Source organism: Hymenobacter chitinivorans DSM 11115, assembly GCF_002797555.1.
Classification (GTDB): Bacteria; Bacteroidota; Bacteroidia; order Cytophagales; family Hymenobacteraceae; genus Hymenobacter; species Hymenobacter chitinivorans.
In genome coordinates this window covers 516,400-535,984 of the sequence record NZ_PGFA01000001.1, presented here as the reverse complement: position 1 = coordinate 535,984, position 19,585 = coordinate 516,400, and the positions used below count along the sequence as shown (strand labels likewise).

Annotated in this window: 18 protein-coding genes; all 18 read right to left on the bottom strand. The window is 58.6% G+C overall.

From position 1 onward, the window contains the following. Positions 1-4: 4 nt before the first annotated feature. Entirely contained in the window at positions 5-646 is a 642-nt protein-coding gene (locus CLV45_RS02040) for a DUF1919 domain-containing protein (RefSeq protein ID WP_100334731.1), read from the bottom strand. Positions 647-670: 24 nt separating this feature from the next. After that, complete coding sequence (locus CLV45_RS02035; RefSeq protein ID WP_100334730.1) at positions 671-1,726, bottom strand: glycosyltransferase; 1,056 nt, start codon at positions 1,724-1,726, stop codon at positions 671-673. 25 nt (positions 1,727-1,751) lie between these two features. After that, positions 1,752-2,645, bottom strand: coding sequence for a glycosyltransferase (locus CLV45_RS02030; protein WP_157807234.1), 894 nt, complete (start codon positions 2,643-2,645; stop codon positions 1,752-1,754). A 7-nt stretch (positions 2,646-2,652) separates the two neighbouring features. Further along, complete coding sequence (locus CLV45_RS02025) at positions 2,653-3,231, bottom strand: acyltransferase (protein ID WP_211289890.1); 579 nt, start codon at positions 3,229-3,231, stop codon at positions 2,653-2,655. Positions 3,232-3,261: 30 nt separating this feature from the next. After that, entirely contained in the window at positions 3,262-4,014 is a 753-nt protein-coding gene (locus CLV45_RS02020) for a WbqC family protein (RefSeq protein ID WP_211289889.1), read from the bottom strand. Between the two features lie 43 nt (positions 4,015-4,057). Next, positions 4,058-4,765, bottom strand: coding sequence for a WbqC family protein (locus CLV45_RS02015; protein ID WP_100334728.1), 708 nt, complete (start codon positions 4,763-4,765; stop codon positions 4,058-4,060). Further along, a complete protein-coding gene (locus tag CLV45_RS02010; protein WP_100334727.1) occupies positions 4,762-5,838 on the bottom strand; it encodes a DegT/DnrJ/EryC1/StrS family aminotransferase in 1,077 nt (358 codons plus the stop codon). Before CLV45_RS02010 ends, CLV45_RS02015 begins: the two co-directional genes overlap by 4 nt. 49 nt (positions 5,839-5,887) lie before the next feature. Beyond that, the gene (locus tag CLV45_RS02005) at positions 5,888-7,663 is read right to left on the bottom strand and encodes an ABC transporter ATP-binding protein (protein ID WP_100334726.1); all 1,776 of its coding nucleotides are present in this window, start codon (positions 7,661-7,663) and stop codon (positions 5,888-5,890) included. Positions 7,664-7,991: 328 nt separating this feature from the next. Further along, entirely contained in the window at positions 7,992-9,257 is a 1,266-nt protein-coding gene (locus CLV45_RS02000; RefSeq protein WP_100334725.1) for an acyltransferase family protein, read from the bottom strand. A gap of 131 nt (positions 9,258-9,388) precedes the next feature. Then, entirely contained in the window at positions 9,389-10,345 is a 957-nt protein-coding gene (locus CLV45_RS01995; protein ID WP_100334724.1) for a glycosyltransferase family 2 protein, read from the bottom strand. 114 nt (positions 10,346-10,459) lie between these two features. Next, positions 10,460-11,944, bottom strand: a complete 1,485-nt coding sequence (locus tag CLV45_RS01990) for a DUF6056 family protein (protein WP_157807232.1) — start codon at positions 11,942-11,944, stop codon at positions 10,460-10,462. Between the two features lie 32 nt (positions 11,945-11,976). Then, positions 11,977-13,083, bottom strand: a complete 1,107-nt coding sequence (locus tag CLV45_RS01985; protein ID WP_100334722.1) for a DegT/DnrJ/EryC1/StrS family aminotransferase — start codon at positions 13,081-13,083, stop codon at positions 11,977-11,979. A gap of 6 nt (positions 13,084-13,089) precedes the next feature. Next, positions 13,090-14,043: a hypothetical protein gene (locus CLV45_RS01980; protein WP_100334721.1), complete on the bottom strand. Its 954-nt coding sequence runs from the start codon at positions 14,041-14,043 to the stop codon at positions 13,090-13,092. Then, on the bottom strand, positions 14,028-14,435 hold the full coding sequence (locus CLV45_RS01975) for a sugar 3,4-ketoisomerase (protein WP_100334720.1): 408 nt from the start codon (positions 14,433-14,435) through the stop codon (positions 14,028-14,030). Before CLV45_RS01975 ends, CLV45_RS01980 begins: the two co-directional genes overlap by 16 nt. A gap of 17 nt (positions 14,436-14,452) precedes the next feature. Next, complete coding sequence (locus CLV45_RS01970; protein ID WP_100334719.1) at positions 14,453-15,439, bottom strand: UDP-glucuronic acid decarboxylase family protein; 987 nt, start codon at positions 15,437-15,439, stop codon at positions 14,453-14,455. 92 nt (positions 15,440-15,531) lie between these two features. After that, a complete protein-coding gene (locus CLV45_RS01965; RefSeq protein WP_100334718.1) occupies positions 15,532-16,872 on the bottom strand; it encodes a UDP-glucose dehydrogenase family protein in 1,341 nt (446 codons plus the stop codon). 73 nt (positions 16,873-16,945) lie between these two features. Next, positions 16,946-18,742 carry a hypothetical protein gene (locus CLV45_RS01960; protein ID WP_100334717.1) on the bottom strand — a complete coding sequence of 599 codons (1,797 nt, stop codon included), beginning with the start codon at positions 18,740-18,742 and terminating at the stop codon, positions 16,946-16,948. A 46-nt stretch (positions 18,743-18,788) separates the two neighbouring features. Further along, positions 18,789-19,544, bottom strand: coding sequence for a glycosyltransferase family 2 protein (locus CLV45_RS01955; protein ID WP_100334716.1), 756 nt, complete (start codon positions 19,542-19,544; stop codon positions 18,789-18,791). Positions 19,545-19,585 lie beyond the last annotated feature (41 nt).

Below are 19,585 nucleotides of genomic sequence, written 5' to 3'. Positions count from 1 at the left end.
AGTGCTAGGCCGACTGGGGCTGAATCCAGCCCAGCAGATCAAAATGGGGCAAAGAGCGGCGGAACAGCTCCATGCCGTTGGTAGTGTAGTCGGGCACGACGACGCCCTCGGGTACGCCGGCCAAGGGCTTTTCCAGCAGCAGCAGCTTCTGGTAGGGCAGCGTGGCAAATTCGCGCACCAGCTCGGACGTGGCGAAGTCCTTGCTGCCGTCGAACTTCACCCGCAGGTTGTCCCAGTTGATGCGCTCCACCCGGCGGGGCCACTTCGCGGCAGCTTCCTGCTGGGAGTGGTAGTGCAGAAACTGCAGCTCAACTTTGTCGCCGAGCGTGGCCACTGGAAACGGGTGCTTGTGCGTTTTCTGCAGCTCGTTGATGGTCTCGTAGCGCGACTTTTCCTGGAATACCAGCGGCTGGCTCAAGTAATATCTCGGGTTGCGGAGCAGCTCGATAAAGTCAGGCGCCATCAGCATCAGGCCGATGAAGGGCGTGTTGAAGGGCAGCTCGAAATGCTTGTAGACTTCGGCGCCCCAGCAGTCATTGGAAATGACGGTAAAGTCGCGGTTGCGGAGCTGCTGCTGCTCCCGGCGGCGGCGGCGCTGGTAAAGCTCTTCGGAAATCTTATTGCGGACGCGGCCAAGAATTGACATAGGGCAAACAGAACAGCGGAGTGGTTACTTAAATTCAGTCAGGCGCTGCTGCAGGGCCCGCACCTCGCGAAACAGGCGCCGGGCCTCGCTCCTGCTGCCGAGCGAAACCCGAAAGTTGTGCAGCAGGCGCAGGGCCTCAAAGTTAGCCATTTCGCCCTCGCCCGGCGGGCGGCGCCACACCGCGGCCACGGCCCCGGCCCGCTTGGCCAGCTCGGTCAGGAGCCACACCAGGCGCTTGGCGTAGAGCCGGTTGAAGGCTGCTTCGGTTAGCGTGGGGTGGCGGGCCACGAAGTAGTAGACCGTACTGATGAGCAGGGCCGACGGCGCCCCGGGCCCGATGCGCAGCAGGTAGTCCCAGGTGAGGCGGCTGCGGTACATGAAGTGCTGAAACTGCAGCCGCTCGTCGTACCAGAGCTGGTAGCCGGCCAGGCGCAGGGCCTCCCCCAGCTCGATATCCTCGCCGCCGGCCAGCACTTTGCCGCGCTGCACCTGGGTCAGGAAGTGGAAGCCATGTTCCTGCAGCTTCAGCCAGCCCGAACGGCGCACCACCGAGCCGGCGCCGTACACGAAACCTTCTTTGTCCGGATACGGCCCGCTCACGCCCCCGTTTTGGGGCCCAATGGCGTACACGGCCTCCACGCTCTTAAACCAAGCCGGCGGCGCCACCTCGAAGCCGCCGGTAGCCCGGGCCCCCAGCACCCCGATTTCGGGATGGGCCTGCATTACCTCAAAGGCCATCTGGGTGTAGTCGGGGGCCAGCAGGTTGTCGTCGTCGACGATGGCCACGGCTTCGTAGCGAGCCTCGTTCAGGCCGCGTACCAGGGCGTTTTCCTTGCCGGGCCGGGGCTCGTCGAGCACCCGGTAGGCCACGCCGGCTGGCAGCAGTTCCCGGCCCAGCCGCTCGGCTACGGCCAGCGTGTCGTCCTGGGAGGCGTTGCTGATGAGCAGCACTTCCCACGGTACACCGGGCTGCACCTGCTGGGCAGCTACGTAGCGTAGCACTTCGGGCAGTCGGGTGGCCCCGTTGTGCGTGCAAATCAGCAGCGTGACGCCGGGTAAGGGGCGAAAGTCAGAGCTCATACCGTAACATGCGTGGGCCTCTCCCCTACTTCACTTCGGGCAGCCGGCCGGTGAGGAGACGAAAGGTATAGGCGGCAAATTCCTTGTTCAGGTGGGCCAATGAAAACCGGGCAAATTCGCGGTACAGGGGCCAGAACTCGTCCCGACGGTTCTGGGTCCAGAGAATGGTGCAGAGCTGGGTGTAAAACCAGTTCAGGGCCGTCAGCAGTTTGGGTGGACACTTACCGCCCAGAAAGTCAAGCACGGCTAGGTTGGTACGCAGGTTGCCGCGGTACTGCTTTTCCAGGTTCTGCGCCGTCCAGATTCCGCCGCCGTGCTTGCGGTAGTGGGCCACCACGCGGGGCAGATAAGCCGCGTCGCCCTTGCTGGTCAGCATACTATAGAGGAAATAGTCGCCGTTGTGCACCTGGGCAAAGGCCGGGGGCAGGGTTTCCAGCATCCGATTCCGAAACAGCACCGTGAGCGTGGGCGGGCAGTAGCTGCCAATAATATCGTTCTGAGTCAGACGCCGGCGCGAGGTTTCGGGCACGTAGTTTTCCTGCTGCAGCTCGCCTTTTTCGTTCACCACCGAGCAGCCCGCAAAGCACATTACCAGATCGGGATTCTGGTCGAGCAGCTCCACCTGCAGCTTTAGCTTCTGGTCGTCGACCCAGTAGTCGTCGCCCTCGAGCATAGCAATATACTCGCCCTCGCAGGCCCCGTAGGTCCGGATAAAGTTGGGCTGGGCCCCGACGTTGTTGGGCGAGGTAATCAGGCGGATAATGCCCGGGTGCCGGCTCTGGTAGTCCTCGATAATGGCCCGGGTGTTATCCGTGGACCGGTCTTCGCCGATAACCAGCTCCAGGGCAAAGTCCCGCTCCTGGCGCAGCACACTCTCGATGGCTTGGCCGATGAAGGCAGCATGGTTGTAGGTAACCATGCAAACGCTAACCTTCGGTGTTGCCATGAAAATATTTCTTTTCCAGTTCCAACAGGTTGCGGCTGCGGTCCTTGAGTTTGCGGGCCGGTACGCCGCCCACCAGGGTAAAAGGCTCGGTGCTTTTCGTGACTAGGGCGTGGGCCGCCACGGCCGTGCCTTCGGCCAGCGTGACGCCCTGCAGAATAGTGGAGCCAGTCCCGATGAGCACGTGCTTCTGGATTACAACCGGGGCCGACTCGGTGCCAATGGCTTCGCGGGGCACCATGGTATTGGCCATGTGCTCCCCGCTGTAGTCATCCGACGACGAGAAAATCCGCACGTAGGGCGCCGTGGTGAAGAAGTCGCCCAGCGTGATGTCGCCCATGCCGTTGATGAAATTGAAGGCCGAAATGTGGCTGTAACTGCCAATGCGCAGCCGCGAGGTGCCTGACACGGCAATGACGCAGAAGTTGTCGATGCGCACATTGCTGCCGATGCTGATGAGGCCGGTGTTGTAGATGGTGGCCGTCTTGGAAATCTTGACGTTTTCGCCTACTTCGGCAAAGCCGAGCTCGGCCAGTTCCTCCGGTGAATAATAGCCAATCATGCGTGCCTGAGTAAAAGTGAATACCGTGGGTTATTGCGCCGTTTCGAGGCTGATGTTATCCAGCATCGTGCGCACTTGCTCGGGCGTGTTGAACATCAGCACGTCGACGATGGAGAGGCCGGCCTCAAAGGTAGGTCGCCGCTGACTGTAGGGCTCCAGGTGCATGTCCAGGAACTGCAGTTTGACGCCGCCCGCAATGTACTTGTCGGCGTGGAAGAACTCCCGGCCCCCGGGCGGGTTAATGTATGTGGTAGCACCCATGGCCTGTGACGTGCGCAGGGCCCATTCGTCGGGCGCCGCCACCGGGCCCAGCGTCAGGTTCATGTCCGAGAAGATGGCGTGGTTAAACGGAATTTCCAGGTATTCACAGACCTGGGCCAGGTAAAACGTGTTGAGGCGGCTGATGCTGAGCTCGGGGTTGGCAAAGCAGCGCTCCAGCAGGGCCTTTACCTCATTGTAGTAGGGGGAGCGTTTCTTGTAGTGCTCCAGCTGGCGCAGAATCTGGGTTTTCCAGGCGTCGCCCTCGGTTACGAGCACGTCCTTGATGAGAGCTTCGCGGTCGGTGCCCTGGATGGGAGCCGTAATGTACTGCCAGCTTTCATTCGGCTTCAGCACCCGGTTACGGTTGATCCAGCCCTTGCGAATGTACTGCACCGGGTCGAAGGAAACGAAGAAATCAGTGTGCTTGATCAGCGCGAAATAACCGAGGTAAGGGAAAAAGTAGGGCTGCATAATAGCCACTTTTTCCACGGTTGTCGGCAGTGTGGAGGACGGGGTTTCCATAGTAACGAGAGAGTAGCGCGAGAAGGGTAAAAGTGGGCCAGGATTAGGCCAGAGTATAAGCTTGGAGCAGTTCGTGCACGGCAGCCGGGGCGTTGAACATCAGCACGTCCAGTATCGAGAGGGAGGGTACAAACTCACCTTTAAGCTGCTTATAGGGTACGGGCTCCATCTGCAGGAAGTTGAGCTTGATGCCCTCCTGGGCAAAAGCCGCTTCGTCGTACAAGCTCCGCCCGTTGATGGGGTTGATGTAGTGGTCGGCACCTTCCTGCCGGCAGATATCCAACACCCGCGTGGGGCCGCTCAGATGAGTATTTTGGTACCCGGTCGAAGTGGGTACAATCTGGCTCTGCAGCCCCAGGTACCGGTGCACCTGCCGGATACTTTCCGTTGACACGTCCGCAATGGACTGCCCGCTGGCCGAGGCCAACACTGTATCCACCATTTCCAGCACCGGGGCCAGGTACGGAGCTTTGCTGTAGTTCTGCTGCAGGGTCCGGGTAAACTTGGTGGCCCAGGTGGGAAACAGCTTCGGGTTTACCGTCGTGTCACGGATGCTTTTGTTGGCGCTGGTGGCTTCCAGCGGCAGCGTAAACAGCAGCGGCTTGCCATTCACCAGAATGTAGTTGCGGTTGATCCAGCCCTGCAGCATAAACTGCACGTCATCGTAGATGACGAACCGGTCGACGGCCGCCAGCAGCTGGTAGTAGCCCAGGTACGGAAACAGGTAGGGCTGCATGATGGCTAGCCTCATGCGTAGTTCTCCCGGATCAGTTGGCTAATGCGGCGCACGTCATCGTGCTCCAGTTGCTGATAAAACGGCAGGCACAGCACACGCAGCGAAATATCCTCCGACACGGGGCAGTCGGCCCCGGTGTGGTAGGGCAGCTTGTTGAGGGAGGGAAAAAAGTAGCGCCGGGTGTTGATGTCGTGGGCGGCCAAGGCATCTTTCACCCGCTGCATCTGCTGCTCCGTTTCGAAAATAATCGGGAAGTAGGAGTAGTTGTACTCCGTATCGGCCGGCGTGATGGGGTAGCGCAGCGGCAGCGAGGCCAGTTCGGCGCGGTAGAGCTCAGCTACCTGGCGGCGGGCCTCGATGAACTCGGGCACGCGGGGCAGGTTGCACAAGCCCATGGCGGCATGAAACTCGGAGTTCTTGCCATTTACGCCCAGCGAGTAGTACTCGTCGCCGATGTGGCCGAACGATTTGTAGAGCCACACTTTCTGGGCCAGCTCCTCGTCCATGGTAATAATGGCGCCGCCCTCACTGGTATGAAACAGCTTGGTGGCGTGGAAGCTGCAAGTGGTAATGTCGCCGTAGGCCAGCAAGGAGCGGCCGTGCACCGTGACGCCAAAGGCGTGGGCGCCGTCGTAAATTACCTTCAGGTTGTGGCGCTTGGCAATTTCCTCGATGGCCCGCACGTCGCAGGGGTAGCCGTAGACGTGCGTGGCCAGAATGGCCGAGGTGCGGGGCGTAATGGCGGCTTCAATCTTGGTGGCGTCGATACAGAAGGTTTGCTCCTCAATATCCACGAACACCGGCTCGCAGCCTTCCCAGAGAATGGCCGTGGTGGTGGCCACGTAGGAAAACGGCGTGGTAATAATTTCGCCCGTGAGCTGCAGGGCCTTGATGGCGACTTGCAGCGCAATCGTGCCGTTGGACATAAACTGCACCCGGGCTCCGCTCAGGGCCGTGCTCAGGTCAGCTTCCAGACGCTGCACCAGCGGCCCGTTATTCGTCAGCCAGCCCCGCTCCCAGATACCTTCCAGATAACCCACATATTCTTCAAGCGGGGGCAAATATGCTTTGGTGACGTTTATGCTCATATTTTCAAAGGTTGAATCAACTTGGTAGGTAGTAGCCCGCGCCTAGCGCCTAGGGCTGCACGATTTGCCGCATCAGGCTGTCGTACTGATGCTCAGCAATAACCTGGCCCTGACCTAGCTCATAAATCCGGTCACACTCGCGCAGAGTCGTGATGCGGTGGGCAATAATCAGGATGGTAATGTCGGTTTGGGAAAGCTTGTTGATAGCCTCATTCACTTCCCGTTCCGTCTCGTTGTCGAGGGCACTGGTAGCCTCATCCAGCACCAGCACCTGGGTCTGCTTATACATGGCGCGGGCAATGCCGATGCGCTGGCGCTGCCCGCCCGAGAGCTTGGAGCCCCGCTCCCCGATGTGGGTGTTGACGCCCTGGGGCAGGCCCTCCACGAACGAGCGTAGCGAGGCCTGGTCGAGGGCGTACTGCAGGCGCTGCTCGTCTACTTCCGGGTCGCCGAGCGTGATGTTGTCCTTGATGGAAGCTTCCATCAGGAAAGTATCCTGCTTCACGTAGCCGATAATGCGGTGCCAGGCTTCCAGGTTCTGGGGCGTCAGGGGCTCCCCATCGATGCGGATATGACCGCGCTGCTCGGTGTAGAAGCGCAGCAGCACGTTCATCAGCGTGGTTTTGCCGGAGCCGGAGCTACCGATAAACCCGATTTTCTCGCCCTTGCGGACCGTGATATTGATACCCTGCAGCGTGGGCTGCTCGGCGCCAGGAAAAGTGAAGCTCAGGTTGTCGAAGCTTAGAGTTTCCTTGAACCGCAGGGGCAGCTGCTGGGGATGCGGAGCCTCATTGTACTTCTCCTCCCGGAATGCTTCCAGGTTTTCGATGGTGTACTGGTTTTGCTTGAGCTGCACCATGGCCATCAGCATCCGGTTAACGGAGGGCATCAGGCGGTAGGCGGCCGCGGCAAACAAGCCGACGAGCGTGATAAGGTCGTTGGAAGAGCCCGGAACGAAAATGGCGTACAGGAAAATCGTTAACACCCCCAGAATTGCAACCATCTCAATCATTTTGAGTGGTATCAGGGTGTAGAGGTAGGCCTCGGCGTCCAGCTTTTGAATCTCCTCCTGGTTGCGCAGCAGCTTATCCCGAAAGCGCGCCTGCTTGTTGGCCAGCTTCAACTCGGCAAAGCCGGTAAACAAGTCGCTGATAACGGCAAAGGAGCCGGGCCGCAGCTCGTTGATTCGGTTGCCGATGGCCTGCGAACGAGCCCGCAGCGCGCGGTACGTGAGCATGGTGGTAGGCAGCAACACAAAAGCCAAAATGGCCAGCAGCAGCGGTTTGTATACCAAGATGCCGACGATAATGACGAATACAACCGCTATTTCCGAGAAGAAAATAAACAACGGCCGCAGGATCATATTGACGTAGGTACTGGGTACCTGCAGCGTGCTATTGATCAGGTTAGACGAGCCCAGATCATTAAAATACCAAAAGGGAAAGTTCAGGTACTTGCTCAGCTGGGTTTTGATAATGCTCAGGCCTACTTCGGCCGTGAAGCGCGTCTGCAAGTAGTTAACCCAGGTGGAGAAGAGGTTCTTGAACAGAAAGAACAGGAACACTACAATAATCAGGAACAGCAGAAACGACCGGTCGGATGCAAAGCCCAGGCTGTTGTATACTGGCAGCAGGTACTTGCTTTTTTGAATTCCGCCGGGCTCAGCCGCTACCATCATCACGGGCACGAGGGATGCCAAACCAATAACGTCCAGAAACGAGGATACCAGCAGCAGGATAAACATCCAGACGGCTTTGCGTTTTTGGGGCGTAGTCAGGTAATAGCGGACGCTATTGAGGGTGTAGCGGATAATTCCGGTGTTCATAGAGGAGCTACTGAATCACGCAACCAACTGCGTGAAGGCCGTGTCGTCCTCACCAAAAGAAAATTTGGCGCGAGGCTGAGTTCAGCGGACAAAGGTACAGCTTTCGGGTAAGCCTTACACCGCGCAGCCGATTTTGCTTGTACCGCTTCGTAACTCAGCCCCGCCATACGTGTAGGCTCGCCGATGGTTGCTGCGGACCAAGCCACGCTTGTTTTTTACGGCCGCTGCGGGCCCGTAGTCGGGGCCGCACAGCGCTTACGGCCACCGCAAACTACCGTAAGCGGCTCGGTGGGGGCATGACGGCGGAGCAGCACCACACGCAGTGCCGCTACGCCCAACGAGTCCTGACCCAGGGTTGAAATTTCTTTTCCAGCCCATAGGCCGCCAGCAGGGCCACGATAAGCAAGACCACGAATCTGGTCCAGAACGTCAGGGCCGAACCCGCGAAGAAATCCAGGCGGGCCATTAGTTGCAGCAGCGGAAAGTGCACAATGTAGAGCCCGTAGGAAATACCGCCAACCTTGCCAAGCCCCGAAATGCAGTGGCGGGCCCAGGGCTCAAGCGGCGGAATTCTCACGAAAAAGCAGATTACGGCCAGCAGGTAGAACAAACTGCCCAAGCCGAAGGTGGCCCAGTCTACTGCGGGCCAGGTTTCGGCAATATGCCAGAAGGTAAAAGCAGGCAGCAGAAAGGCCAGGCTCAGCAGGCGGCGTTGAAACCGGAAGGATTTATGGGCAAAGACCATGATGCCCAGCACCGCATACGGAAGCCAGGCCAAGTCCCGAAAAGCCAGCATGCTGGCGTAAGAGTGCCCGTGGGCCTGTTCCAGCCGGGTACCTATCAGGCTGTTGGCCACCATGCGCAGCATCGTTTCGGGGGCATCAAATCCGCGGAAGCTTGCAAACAGCAACAAGAAGGCCAGCAGCAACTGGTAGGTGGGCTGCTTTGTGGGTAAAGTATCGGCGTAGTGCGCCAACGTCAGACCGGCCATCCAAAAAGTAAACCCTAACCCGTAAGAAGCCAGCAAGGGGTGAGCCGGCTGAACAAGCAAGCTGCCGATACCGATAGCCAACGATACGCCTAACACGAGCAGCGCAGGCAATCGGAAAAACGAAACCGGAACAAACAGCAGGTAGTACAGGACCTCGAAGTGTAAAGACCACGCGGGCGAGTTTTCGTGGATAATAGGCGTAACGGCAATCTGCAAAAACGTAAAATTACCGATGACAGTAGCCCAGGAATAGCCCTGCCCCCACCCCACGAGAACCGCCAGCAACATGCACACGGCGTAGATTGGATAAATCCGCACAAGCCGCTTGCGTAAGTACTGCGGAATGGTGGTGGTAGTCAGGGGCCGTGGATTGGTAAGCCCGATTACGTACCCCGACAGCACGAAAAACAACAGTACGCTGAAGTGGGACGGTGCCATGTAGGCCCAAAACCCCTGCACCGTGTAGTGAGGATCAAGCGTACGAGGGAAACTTACGGCGTGGTGCCACACCACCAGCAGCGCTGCAAAGCCCCGGATAGCCTCTAAATGGGGGCTAAACCTCTGGGCCACAGGCTGTGGCAAAGAAATATTTTTAATTGACATAGCAGAGCGGTGGGGCCCGAATATAGGAAATCCTTTATTTTCAGAATTCCGTCGAGCTCCCGGCTTATCAGTAGACGAGCTGTTAAACCACTGTTGCGTAAAGAATTATATCAATACAAGAAGGTACTAGATTACTCCCGTTCGGTAAGGTTTGCGGCCTGTCCCGACACTTTTTTTACTACGTACAAAGGCCGCTGCCGGGCCGCGTCGAGGCCCCGCCACACGTACTCCCCAATGATGCCCAACGCTACCATCTGAAAAGCTGATACGAAGAGCACCACTACCATTAGCGTAGTCCAGCCCGCGGCGTTAATGTTGCCCAGGGCCTTCATCACCAGAATGTAGAGCCCATACACCAGGGCCACCCCGCCCAGCATCATACCCAAAATGGAGATGAGTCGAATCGGGAAGAAGGAGAAGGACAGGATGGAGTCGATGAAGAGCTTGATTTTCTTCTGCAGGGTCCAGCGCGACTTGCCGATTTCCCGCTTGCGGCGCACGTAGGGAATGTTGACGTAGCTAAAGCCCAGCCACACCATCAGGTAGAAGATGTTGCTGTTGCGCTCCTTCAGCCGCACTACTTCGTCGCACACCTGCCGGTCGAAAAACACGAAGTCGAAGCCGCCGTCCGGAATATTGGACAGGGCCACCTTCTTCATCGTCTTGTGAAACAAGTTAGCAAACCACTTTTGCAAGCCGGTTTCCTCGCGGTCCTGCCGGTTACCGATGACCAGCTTAAAGCCCTTGAGCCAGTAGCCGTACATCTGCACCATCAGCTCCGGCGGATCCTGCATGTCGGCCGTGATGATGGCCATGCAGTCGCCGGTAGCGTGGGCCATGCCGGCCGCAATGGCGTTGTAAGACCCCACGTTGCTAACCAGCTCCACGACCTGTACCCGGTCGGGATACTGCTCGCGGAAGCGCTGTAATTCGCGCACGGTGTTGTCGCCGGAGCCATCATCCACCATTACGTATTCGAAGGTAACATCCGGCGGAAACCCCGCTTCGTTTGCAATCAGCGCCTGGGCCGTGACCGGGATATTGCCTTCGTTGTAGTAACAGGGAATAATAACTGAGAGCTTGGGCATAGATGCGGCGGGACAAAGAGCAATAGGCTGCTCAGGGGGCAAAGGTAGGGCTCCATTTGATTAAAGCCGCCAACTTAGCCCAAAGCCAGGCCAAACCGGGGCTCAAACCAGCGCTTACGGGTGGTAAGGATTGGGTTTGATGACGACGCTGTCGACGCCATAGTAAATAGCGTACTGCACTGCGTCGTCGTTGTTGAAATCGTAGGTATACAGCACGCTGGGAGCTTTGTAGGCATCCTCGTTGCTGTACAAAGGCCGCATTTCCGTAACGCGGGCGCCTCGCTTGGCTTCGTCTTTCAGATACTGCTCCCGCTGCCGTACCCGGGCGTAGTGCTCCGGCGCTTTGGCGGCCACGTCCAGAAGCGCCATTTGGGTATTGCTAGTGCTCGACAGAAAGCACAAGGCACAAAACGCCAGGGCCGTTAGCCGCCAAGCCTTGGCACTGGCCAGCGTACCTAGCACCACGGAATGGGCGCTATACCGAGCAAATATTGAAGTCAGCAGCCAGCTAAACCCGAACATGAAGTAGAAGTACACGCACTGCCAGCTGTGGGGCCACACCGTTTGGTAGACCAGAATGGAGGGAAAAATCATGGCTCCCACCCCACCCAGCAGCCACAACGCCAGCAGAACCGGGTGAATACGGCCCAGGTTGAAAACTACGGATTCCCGCACCCGCGTGAGCAGTCCGGCCAGCAGCAGGCTACCCAGGAGCAGAAGCAGACTATTTGCCCAGGAAACGCTTTGCGTAACGGCAAAATACACGCTCTTAACCATGATGACAATGGCTTGCGGGCTTTTCAGCACCGCGCCCAGGTCGCGGCCCGCCATGGCCGCCCGCACCCGGTTGCCGGGCGCCGTCACGGCCACGAAAGTACCAATCATGGCCAGGGCAAACACGGCGGTAAACCACCATTTGGCCGGGCTGTTGAGCAGCCAGGCCAAGGCGGCCGCACTGCCCAGCACCCAGCAGATGGCCATCATTGATACGTCGTAGGCACCAATGGCGACGATGCCAAACCCAGCGGCCACGAGCAGGCTAAGCAGTTGCGCCCCCGGCCGGCCCTGATAACGGTGTACCCCTACCAGGCCCGCAAAGGCAAACAGGCTAGCAATAATACCGGCGGTGTACGACGTGTAGCCCCCAAACCAGTAGAGGGCAGCACCGGCCATTTCAAAGCCGTTCAGGTAGAGCACCGTCAGCAGGAAGGCGCAGGCTAGCACTACCGAGGTGCGGGCACCGCGCAACAACACGCGAAAAAAGCAGAAAGCGCCCAGAGCCAGCAGCAGCACAACGGCTATGGGCTGGACGCGGGCCAGCAGCGTGGTTTGCTGGTACGACAAAGGGTCTAGGTAGGCTTTTAAGGCAAGCTCCGTGTAGCGGCCCGTCCAGGTGGCGTACAGTTCCCGGATAAACTCCATTCGTCCCATCCGAATGATGCGGTTGGAGTTAGAGTAGTCGTCGTGGATACTGGGGTAATTGTAGTACGCCAGCAGCAGAAACGGTAGTATCGCGGCGGCAAAGGCCAGCAGCCAGCCCCCCCGCACCCGCGACTCAGCCGTTGCCGGTGGGCTAGTTACCCGGTCAGAAACTTGCATAAAAAAGAAGAGAGGACCTTGGAAACGAAGGTTTAGCGAGTCAGAAAAGTACGAATGTGGCTACTCACCAGCGCCACGTGCTCCTGCGTCATGCCAGGCCACATCGGCAAGCTCAGGCAGGTTTTGGCCAGCTCCTCGGCAATTGGGAAAGCCCCGGCCTGGAAATTCATAAAGCGGTAGGCTTCCTGCAAGTGGGGCGGAATCGGGTAGTGAATCAGCGTGCCGATGCCCTGCTCCGTGAGGTACTTCTGCAGTTCGTCGCGCTGGCTGGTACGCACCACGTAAAGGTGGTACACGTGCGAAGCGCCCGTGGCCACAGCCGGCAGATGCAGGTCGGCAATACCAGCCAGTTGCTCGTTGTAGAGAGCCGCTACTTCCTGGCGCTGGGCCGTCCACTCCATCAGCAGGGGCAGCTTGGCGCTGAGCACGGCGGCCTGCAGCTCGTCGAGGCGGGAGTTGTGGCCAATTACCTCGTTGTAGTATTTCTGCTGGGAGCCGTAGTTGCGCAGGGTGCGCACTTTCTTAGCCAGCTCGGCATCATTGGTTGTTACTGCCCCGGCGTCGCCGAGGGCACCCAGGTTTTTGCCGGGGTAAAAGCTCGTGGCATTCACGTCGCCGAAGCTGCCGGTGATGCCGCCGTTGTAGGTAGCCCCCTGCGACTGAGCATTATCCTCTACCACGTACAAGTTGTGGCGCCGGGCAATGGCCATGATTTCGTCCATCTCGCAGGCCTGCCCGTAGAGGTGCACCGGCATAATGGCGCGGGTGCGGGGCGTAATGGCCGCTTCCAGCCGGGCCGGGTCGAGGTTATACGTCGTTGGGTTGGGCTCCACCGGAATGGGTGTCGCGCCCACAAAGGAAATTGCCAGCCAAGTGGCAATGTAGGTGTTCGACGGCACGATTACCTCGTCGCCTTCCTTCACGTCGAGAGCTTTCAGGGCCAGATGCAAGGCATCCAAACCGTTGGCCACCCCGATGCACTCAGTCGTGGTAGAAAACCGGGCATACTCGGCTTCGAACTGCTTAACCGCTTCGCCGAGCACGTACCACTGCGAATCGAATACCCGGCTCATGGCGTCCAGCACCTCGGTACGAACGGCCTGATTCTGGGGAGTAAAGGAAAGAAAAGGAACTTTCATGATGAACTAGTTGAATTGGGAGCACGCCAGCACATGGCCGCAACCGCCGACTTTAAAATTTAATTTCTCGCAGGTCCGAAATACAGCCCGGTTAGTAGCTTGGGTAGTCATCAGCACGTACTCGGCCCCGTTTTGCCGGGCCCGCTGCACCGTTTCCGACACCAATTTAAGGTGCCAGCCCCGGTTGGCCGGGCCCACGGCCGTGAGTACCACCCGGGAAAACCCGGAGTGCAGGCTGGCCGCGTGGGCGCGCAGGTCGCTGATGGCCAGAAAGGAGTCGACGGGCAAGTTGGGCTCAGCGGGCACCAGCACGTCGTCGCAGTAGCCTTCCACGGCAGCCGAGGCATAACGGGCCAAAAACCGGTCCCCGGTGTCGCCTCCAAACCACTGGTCGGCATGAAACCGGTCGTACTCGTTGCGGGCCGCGGCCGAAATGGCCCCAATAGCGGCGGCCTCCTCCTTGCGGGCGGAGCGCACGGCAAACCGGGGCTGCTCGAAGCGTTGTACCGCGTCGTGGAAATACGTGAGGCGGGTTTCTACCAGGCGCCAGCCGGCATCCCCCAGGGCCTGGGCCACGCGGGTATCTTCGGCGGGCAGCTCGGCAAAGCAGTAGGCCGCTCCCTCCTGCCCCAGCTGCCGCCGAAACGCGGCGGCGGCAGCGGCCAGCACTGCGGCCGGGGTTTCGGCCGTGAAGAGGGCCGTAAACACCTTGTACACCGGAGCCTGGAAAAAATCAGTATCCCAGGGCAAAAAGGCGTACAAAAACTGAACGGTAGCGCCATCCTGGGCAAACTCAAACACCCGGTGGTGGGGGTCGGTGGCGTAGTCGGCAGCAGCACCGGTTCCGAACAGGCGCTGCTGCGTGGCCACGTCGAGCGGACGCAGGAAGTTGTAGGGCGAATAAAAGAACAGCTTATCGGCCCGGGCAGCTACCAGTTCAGCGTTTACTTCGGCCCCCATACCTCGCGGAAGTTTTCGTATTTCCGGATGTAGTCCTGCTCATTGTACCGCGTCGAGGCAAAAACCAGCTGCACGGCCGTGTGCGAGTACTGCATGGTGTGCCAGGCATTCGGGGGCACGTACACGCCCTGGTGGGGCGACTCGAGCACGAAGGTCTGCACCTCCCCATCGGGCATTTCCGTCGTGACGATGATGCGGCCAGCCACGGCAATCAGCACCTGCTCGGTAACATGGTGGGCGTGGCGCCCGCGCACGATGCTTTCGGGCGTGTAGTACGTCCAGAACGTGCGCTCTACCGTGAACGGAATCAGGCCGTTGGCTTCGCCCACGGAAATGTACCCGATGTCGGAAGCACCCAGCTTGGGAAACTCAATTAAATGTGGCTTTTGCATGTGCGACGGAAAACGGCTTAAAACGTACGCGGTGTATTGTTGACCTGCCCGGCGGCAGCTACCTGCACGTGCTCCTTAAAGTACTCCAGGGTGCGGCGCAGCCCCTCGGCGCGGCTAACCTGCGGCTCCCAACCCAGAATTTCCTTGGCCTTGGTGATGTCGGGCTTGCGCTTCATCGGGTCGTTCTGGGGCAGTTCCTGGTAGGTGGGCTTGAACTCGACGTTCATAAGCTTGGCAATTTCTTCGCCGAACTCCTTGATGGTGATTTCGTCGGGGTTACCAATGTTTACGGGCAGGGCGTAGTCGCTCAGCAGCAGGCGGTAAATGCCCTCAATCAGGTCGTCCACGTAGCAGAAGGAGCGCGTCTGCGAGCCGTCGCCGAACACGGTCAGGTTTTCGCCGCGCAGAGCCTGCGAGAGGAAAGCCGGCAACACGCGGCCGTCGTTCAAGCGCATGCGCGGGCCATAAGTATTGAAGATGCGCACGATGCGCGTCTCCAGGCCGTGGTGGTTGTGGTAGGCCATGGTAATGGCTTCCTGAAAGCGCTTGGCTTCATCGTAGCAGCCACGCGGGCCCACGGGGTTTACGTTGCCGAAATACTCCTCTACCTGGGGGTGAATTTCCGGGTCGCCATATACTTCCGAGGTGCTGGCAATCAGCATGCGGGCCCCTTTCACCCGGGCCAGGCCCAGCAGGTTGTGGGTGCCGAGCGAGCCTACTTTCAGGGTTTGAATCGGAATCTTGAGGTAGTCGATGGGCGAAGCGGGCGAGGCGAAGTGCAGGATGTAATCCAGCTGGCCGGGCACGAAGACGAACTTCGACACATCAGCGTGGTGAAACTCGAAATCCTCGCGGCCAAACAGGTGCTCAATGTTGGCCAGGTCCCCGGTAATGAGGTTGTCCATGGCAATAACATGGTACCCTTCCTTCAGGAACCGGTCGCAGAGGTGGGAGCCCAGAAAGCCCGCGCCGCCGGTAATCAGAATGCGTTTCTTATCAGACATGTGGTGTAGTTGTTAGTGGTTGGTTGTTCGTTTTTAGTTGGCAGTTACCCGGGCTACTATATGCCCAACAACTGACAACCAGCTACTAACAACTAAGCGACGGGTTCTTTGTGGTCGGTTCGGATGCCGATGCAGTGGTAGGTGAAGCCAGCCTCGTGCAGCTCTTTGGCGTCGTAGATGTTACGGCCATCGAAGATAGTTTTTTGCTTCATCAGGCGGGCCACCACCTCAAAGTTGGGCGAGCGGAAGTCGGGCCACTCGGTCACGACCAGTAGGGCGTCGGCGTCAATCAGAGCCGCGAATTCGTCTTTGGCGTAGGTGATACGGTCGCCGAGCGAGTGTTTGGCCTCTTCCATGGCCACCGGGTCGTAAGCCGAGACGGTGCAGCCCGCGTCGAGCAGCTTCTCAATGATAACCAAGGAGGGCGCCTCACGCATGTCGTCGGTTTTGGGCTTGAACGAGAGGCCCCACACGGCCATTTTCTTGCCTTTCAAATTCCCGCCGAAGTGCTTGCTGACTTTGTCGAAGAGGACCTCCTTCTGGGCTTCGTTCACGCTTTCCACGGCCTTGAGCACCTGCATCTGGTAGCCGTTTTCGGCGGCCGTTTTGATGAGGGCCTTCACGTCTTTGGGAAAGCAGGAGCCACCGTAGCCGATGCCGGGGTAAATGAACTTGGTCCCGATGCGGGCGTCGGAGCCAATACCCTTGCGGACCATGTTCACGTCGGCGCCCATGATTTCGCAGAGGTTGGCAATGTCGTTCATAAACGAAATTTTAGTAGCCAGCATGGAGTTGGCCGCATATTTCGTCATTTCAGCCGACGGGATATCCATGAAGATAATTGGGTGGCCGTTGAGCAGGAAGGGCTTGTAGAGCTTGCTCATCACTTCCTCGGCGCGGGCCGAAGCCACGCCCACCACAATCCGGTCGGGCTTGAGGAAGTCGTCGATGGCGGCGCCTTCTTTGAGGAATTCGGGGTTGGACGCCACGTCGAATTCAATGTCGGCCCCGCGCTTGGCCAGGGCCTGCTCGATTTCGGCCCGCACCTTGGCCGCCGTACCCACTGGCACCGTGCTCTTGGTCACGATAACGCCGTAGCTGTTCATATTTTCGCCGATACCGCGCGCCACGGCCAGCACGTATTTCAAATCGGCGGACCCGTCTTCGCCGGGCGGCGTACCCACGGCAATAAAGGCCACGTCGGCATCCTTGATACCGTCAGCTAGACTTGTGGAGAAGTGCAAACGTCCTTTCTCGACGTTACGGCTCACCATTTCCTCCAGCCCGGGCTCATAGATGGGCAGAATACCTTTGTGCAGGTTATCAATTTTCTTCTGGTCGATATCAATGCAGGTAACATCAATTCCGACCTCGGCGAAGCACGTGCCGGTGACCAGCCCTACATAGCCGGTACCTACTACTGCGATTTTCATACGGGAAGAGTTTGAACTATATTCAGTTGGAGAGACAAAGAGAGGAATCCGGGGTGAAGAAACCTTTTCTGGATTAGGGCTTTACCGGTGCCGAGTTTACTAAAAATACCGTCACGTGCTGGTCATCGTAAAGCGTTTGGGCCGGATGACCGGTCAGATACTTGGCTGGTTCAAGGCCGAAGTGCTTATCGTGGATCACCAGCGCGGGACCAGCTACCGAGTCGAGCCGCTGGGGGTGCACGTCGAGCCGCTGGCGCTTGAAGGTGCGGTGCTGGGTCGTGAAGTCGTACTCCACGTTACCATCCGCCAAAAAGCTGTCGACCAGGTACGTTGGCGGTGATGCTACTGGCAGGCGGAATCCTTGCTCGGTGAGCAGCTCCCCCACCCGGCGGTAAGAGAAAGAATGGTGTTCGTGCTCGTACAGCTTCTGGTAAAAACCCCAGGCGCTACGCACCGTTAGGGCAAACATCAGCGTGGCCATTGCCGGGCTAACGAGCCAACCGAAGCCCGTCGGCCGGGGGCCAAAGCTGGCCAACGCGGCTTCCAGGGCCAGGGCCAGCAGATACGCCAGCGGCACGGCCAGGTATTGCCAGCACCGCTCGTAGGGTACTACCGACTGCGCCAGCATAAAGAACATGGGCAGCACCAGCATGAGCAGGCTTAGCACCGCCAGCGGCTGGGGCAGTGCCCCAGCCGAGCGGCGGCGCCAGAAAGCCACGGCGCCCAGCACCAGCACCAGCAGCCACACCCAACCGAGGGCTTTGAACGTGAAAAAAGCGTAGATCAAGTCGCCCATGGCGGGCAGCATCTTGTGCAGCACTTCGGGCCGGGAAATGGGCACTACGTACTTGTTTTTGATTAGGGCCGACAACCCCGACACTATAACAAGGGGCGTGTAGAACAGCGCCACTCCTGCTACTACCAGCAGGCCCAGTACAATGAGCTGGCTTATTTTGGGTTGACGCTTGAGCAGGGCGTAAATGCCCAGCAGGATCATAATGCTGGCAAAGCAGTACACGTAAGTAAGGATGGCCGCCATACCCACGATGGAAACCAAGCCCAGTAGCAGCCAGCTTAGCTGCCGGTAGCGGCTCTGGGGCTTGAGCAGTTCGGGCACCACGCAGAAGCTGACGGCAGTGCACAGGAGAATGATGGTGTAGCCCCGGGCCATAAAGCTGTAGAGCAGCACCATATCGAGGCCGAAAAAGAAAATCAGCGCCGTCAGCACCACGACGGGCCGCACCCAGCGCTGCAGCCCAACGACCAAAACCCAGTACAGCAGCATGCTGCTCAGAACCGTGGTGGCGCGCATGCCGAACACCACGGAGCCGACTACCTTCAGCAGGGCTCCCGCCAGCACTGACACCAGCACGTGGTTGTTGGGAAACGGGTAGAACACCAGCGACACAACCGGGCCCCGGGAGCTGAAGGCAATGTACGTGTACAGCTCGTCGTAGATAAACGGAATGGAGTAGGCGCAGTAGAACAGCAGGAAGGTGAGAACCAAAAACAGCCCGAACAGGACCAGCCGCTGCCCAAACGTCCAGGGCCGGAGCACAGTAGTCAGGTAGGCTCCTAGTTGCCTAGCCTGCTGGCCCAGAGTGCGTAGATACGCCTCAATGCTGGGCCAGAAATACCACAGGGCCGCCAGGAGCAGGCCCAGCCCCAGTTCCAGGACTCCTAAGCCAACCTTGGCCTTGACCAGTAGGCTTTCGGTCAGTAAACCTTTGATCTTGTCGGCGTAGGCAGCTAAGCCGACTTGATGGACCAGCATTTCTACCAGCGCAGCCCGGGGCATGAGTATAAAACTGATGCCAACAGCCAGCGCTACGACAAACAGAAAGCTGATGAAGTACTTAACAAATTTCATGCGGAGGGCAAACCAACAAATAAGCGCACAATGGTTTAGCTCCCGCTTAGCGGCCGAACAAGCCGTACTTGAGAATGCAGTAAATAGCCCGGAACCCGTCGCGCCAGCCAATCTTTTTGCCCTCCGCGTAGGTGCGGCCGTAGTAGCTAATGCCCACCTCATAAATGCGCACGTCCTTCACGCGCGAGACTTTAGCCGTTACTTCGGGCTCAAAGCCAAAGCGGTTTTCCTCCAGTTTCAGGCCCTGAATAATGTCGCGGCGGAACAGCTTGTAGCAGGTTTCCATGTCGGTCAGGTTCAGGTCCGTGCACATGTTGCTCAGGAAGGTGAGCATCTGGTTGCCGAGGCTGTGCCAGAAGAACAGAATGCGGTGCGGATTACCGCCCATAAACCGTGAGCCAAATACCACGTCGGCAAAGCCCTTGAGGATAGGCTTAATGAGCAGGTTGTACTCCTCCGGGTCGTATTCCAAGTCGGCATCCTGAATGATGACGTAGTCGCCGGTAGCCTCGCGGATACCCGTGTGCAGGGCCGCGCCTTTGCCCTGGTTTACGGCGTGCTGGAGCAGGCGCAGACCCATCTCGGGGTAGCGGGCAGCGTAGGCATTGATTACCTCCGAGGAATTGTCGGAGGAACAATCGTTGACCAGGATTATCTCCTTGCGGATGTTATTGACCAGCTGCAGTTCCCGCAGCAAATCTAGAATTTGGTGGATTGTACGGGCCTCGTTATAAACCGGAATAACGATGGATAACGTTTGAAACTGAACGCTAGGTGCAAAAGGGGTAGAAGCTGAGGTCATCAAGGGGTCGGGCAAAGAATGAAGAGGCCATTAGAGCCCTG